3 protein-coding genes, 1 pseudogene and 1 riboswitch are annotated in these 3,526 nt (G+C 61.5%); of the genes and pseudogenes, 1 reads left to right on the top strand and 3 read right to left on the bottom strand.

Annotated features, from left to right (window positions below):
- The 3 genes from AC1DNW_RS35260 to AC1DNW_RS35250 form a co-directional block, all read right to left on the bottom strand.
- A partial coding sequence (locus AC1DNW_RS35260) for a hypothetical protein (protein WP_477855765.1) occupies positions 1-213 on the bottom strand: 213 nt, incomplete at its 3' end.
- A 43-nt stretch (positions 214-256) separates the two neighbouring features.
- Positions 257-1,324 carry a 3-deoxy-7-phosphoheptulonate synthase gene (locus AC1DNW_RS35255; protein ID WP_113311321.1) on the bottom strand — a complete coding sequence of 356 codons (1,068 nt, stop codon included), beginning with the start codon at positions 1,322-1,324 and terminating at the stop codon, positions 257-259.
- A gap of 241 nt (positions 1,325-1,565) precedes the next feature.
- Complete coding sequence (locus tag AC1DNW_RS35250) at positions 1,566-2,981, bottom strand: MFS transporter (protein ID WP_113311323.1); 1,416 nt, start codon at positions 2,979-2,981, stop codon at positions 1,566-1,568.
- Positions 2,982-3,132: 151 nt separating this feature from the next.
- Positions 3,133-3,322, top strand: a riboswitch (cobalamin riboswitch).
- Between the two features lie 42 nt (positions 3,323-3,364).
- Here AC1DNW_RS35250 and AC1DNW_RS35245 point away from each other — a divergent pair.
- A pseudogene (locus AC1DNW_RS35245) lies at positions 3,365-3,526 on the top strand (5,6-dimethylbenzimidazole synthase); the annotation flags it as partial.

Below are 3,526 nucleotides of genomic sequence, written 5' to 3'. Positions count from 1 at the left end.
AGGATATTCGATCGTACGTTTCACATTGTGAGCGGCACCAGCCGTGATCGTTCCGTCAGCATTGAGGTAGACGTTAAAGTCGACGCAGCGAATGTTGGTGATCGTTCCGGCGATCGGTGCGAAATGCCAACGCTCAGACGTATATGGAGAAGCATATACGTTCGTCCCCGTTGGGATCTCGAACCTGTTGCCAGCAAAAACCCGGCTGACCACCCCACCGCCCTGTGAATGGGCGGCGGGGTTTGCCCGCGGCAACTCAGGCAGCGACAGCTGCCTTGCGGCGGTCGCGGACGGCTTTGGCGAGATCCTCGAGCACGTCGACCGACATGTCCCAACCGATGCAGCCGTCGGTGATCGACTGGCCGTAGACGAGCGGCTTGCCGGGGACGAGATCCTGGCGGCCGGCGACGAGGTTGCTCTCGATCATCATGCCCTTGATATGGTCATTGCCGGCGACGATCTGGCCGGCGACGGCGCGGACGACCTTCGGTTGGTTCATCGGATCCTTGCCGCTGTTGGCGTGGCTGGCATCGATCAGCATGCGCGGGTCGACACCGAGCTTGACGGCTTCGGTGATAACGGCCTGGACGTCTGCCGCCTCATAATTCGGGCGCTTGCCGCCGCGCAGGATGATGTGGCAGTCCTCGTTGCCGCGCGTCGAGGCGATCGCTGCCTGTCCGTCCTTGGTGACGGCCGGGAAATGGTGCGGCTGGGAAGCCGCCATGATCGCATCGAGCGCGATGCGCGCGCCGCCATCCGTGCCGTTCTTGAAGCCGATCGGGCAGGAGAGACCCGAGGCGAGCTGGCGGTGGATCTGGCTTTCGGTCGTGCGCGCGCCGATGGCGCCGTAGCTGACGAGGTCGGCGATATATTGCGGCGTGATCGTATCGAGGAATTCGCAGCCGGCCGGCAGGCCCATGGCGTTGATGTCGAGCAGCAGGCGGCGCGCGAGGCGCAGGCCCTCCTCGATACGGTAGCTGCCGTCGAGATGCGGATCGTTCATCAGGCCCTTCCAGCCGACAGTGGTGCGGGGCTTTTCGAAATAGACGCGCATGACGATTTCGAGATCGCCGGAGAGGCGTCGTCGCTGCTCGACCAGGCGGGAGGCGTATTCGCGAGCGGCTGCCGGATCATGGATCGAGCAGGGGCCGATGATGACGAGCTGGCGGTCGTCCTTGCCCGTGAGGATGTTGTGGATCGTGTCGCGCGTACCGGTCACGGTCTCGGTGACGGCGGCGTCACGCGGGATTTCCGAGATGATATCGGCAGGTTTGGTCAGCGGGGTGATCTCGACGATGCGAAGATCATCAATAGTGTCAGTCACGGTATGCTCTCCTGTTTGGTCATACCGTGCGGAACAAAAAAGCCGCCAGGTTGACTAGCGGCTGTTCGGGTTTGTCGTTGCGTTAGTTTCGTCTACGCACAGACCCGCATCCGCTGGAAGCAGCGGTACGAATAAAATCGCGATGCATAAACGGACGAAATCGACATGCAGCCTATGTAGCTATGCCGATGGGAGTTGTCACGCGGAATCTGTGAGAGAAAATGACCGATCCGTGAGGTTTTCAGCGGCTTTCCGCCATTGCCTCTCCTTGTGCCTCTTCCGGCTCTGCATGTCGGTTCTTGCGGCGGCGCGTCGTCAGTTCCTCTCCGGCATTGGCGGGCAGGCGCAGGAAGGTGATGCAGGCAAGGGCGGAGATCGCCGCGACGATGAAGAAGGCGATATGGAAATCGGAAACCAGCAGCTTGCCGCCGTGGAAGCTCGATGAGATTTCCAGGATCGTGCCGGCGACGGCAACGCCCATGGCCATGGAGATGCGCTGCGCCACCGCATTGATGGCGGTTGCCTGGCTGCTGTCGGCCTCGTCCACATCGCCGAAGGCCATGGCGTTGACGCCTGAGAAGGCCATGGAACGCAGCAGGCCGCCGACGAGAAGACAGCCCATGATGACATAGAGCGGCGTTTCGACGGTGAAGAGGCCGTTCACACCGAGGAAGATCGCGGCGAGGAAGGTGGTCAGCGCAATGACGTTACGGAAGCCGAAGGCATTGTAGGTGCGGGTGGCGGCGAATTTCGAGCCCATCGAACCGAGCGCGCTGACGAAGGTGATCGAGCCTGATTGCAGCGGGGTCATGCCGAAGCCGAGCTGCAGCATCAGCGGCATGAGGAAGGGTAACGCGCCGAGCCCCATGCGGAAATTCGAGGCGCCGAGGATCGATGCCCGGAACATCGGATAGCGGAACATTTTCGGGTCGAGCAGCGGATGCGGCGTGCGCCTGGCATGGATGAAATAGAGGATGCCGGAAAGGATGCCGACAGCGACGGTAACATAACCGTAGATGACGGGAACCGCCGGCAGGCTGATGACCGAAAGGCCGAAGACGAAACCGGAAAAGCCGATGCCCGACAGGAAGAAACCCGGAAAATCCATCGGCTTCGGGCTGCGCGGTTCGACAGCCGGCAGGAAGCGGGTGACGAGGATGATGCCGATAATGCCGATCGGCACATTGATCCAGAAGATCCAGTGCCAGCTGAGATAGGTCGTCAGGAAGCCGCCGATCGGCGGTCCCATGATCGGGCCGATCAGCGCCGGAATGGTGAGCCAGGCCATGGCATTCACCAGCTGGTGACGTGGCGTACCGCGTACCAGCAGCAATCGCCCGACCGGCGTCATCATCGAGCCGCCGGCACCCTGAATGAGACGGGAGATGACGAAGGCGGCGATGGAATTGGAGAAAGCGCAGGCGACGGAGCCGACCATGAAGACAAAGATCGCCAGGCGGAAAATATTGCGGGCACCGAAGCGATCCGACATCCAGCCGCTGATCGGAATGAAGATCGCCAAGGCCACGAGGTAGCTCGTTACCGCAAGCTTCAATGCGATCGGCGAAGTGCCTATATCGGCAGCAATCGCAGGCAGGCTGGTGGCAATCACGGTCGAATCCATCTGTTCCATGAACAGGGCGACCGCGAGGATCATCGGCGTTAGACGGGACACGGGCAACCGGAATGCAATGAGAATGAAGGGGCGCTTTCGGCGCCAGTCGGATTCGGGTTTCGTTCTAGGCCAGCATTTCCGGACTGTCCACGAAATGAATGTCGCATGCAGCTTGCCGCCATGCCGTTTCCACGCCATAGATCAGCCGTCAGGTGCCCGTTTTCACAGGCGGGAGAATCGGGAATCCGGTGCGAGACCGGAACGTGCCCAACGCTGTAAGGCTGACGCTTGCCGCTTATCACGCCACTGGCCGCAAGGCCGGGAAGGCTGCGGCGAAGCGAATGAAGCCAAGTCAGAAGACCGGCCTGGCAAGATAGACCCAACCCGCGCGGACGGCGGGCGGTTGCGTTGTTGGGGATTTGACGATGCGACCCATTGATGATGCCGCTTGCCCGGCATCCGGTTTTTCTGCGGCCGAACGCGAGGCCGTCTATCATGCGATCATGACGCGGCGCGATGTGCGTAGCCAGTTCCTGCCCGATCCCTTGCCGGATGATCTCGTCACAAGGCTGCTGACGGCGGCGCAT

Source organism: Rhizobium sp. 05L429, assembly GCF_056397645.1.
Note: the sequence above shows the minus strand (reverse complement) of the source record. Positions and strands in the feature narration are given on the sequence as shown.

Coding starts and splice junctions, on each gene's coding strand:
- AC1DNW_RS35250 (WP_113311323.1), bottom strand. CDS start 2,981: ATGATCCTCGCGGTCGCCCTGTTCATGGAACAGATGGATTCGACCGTG.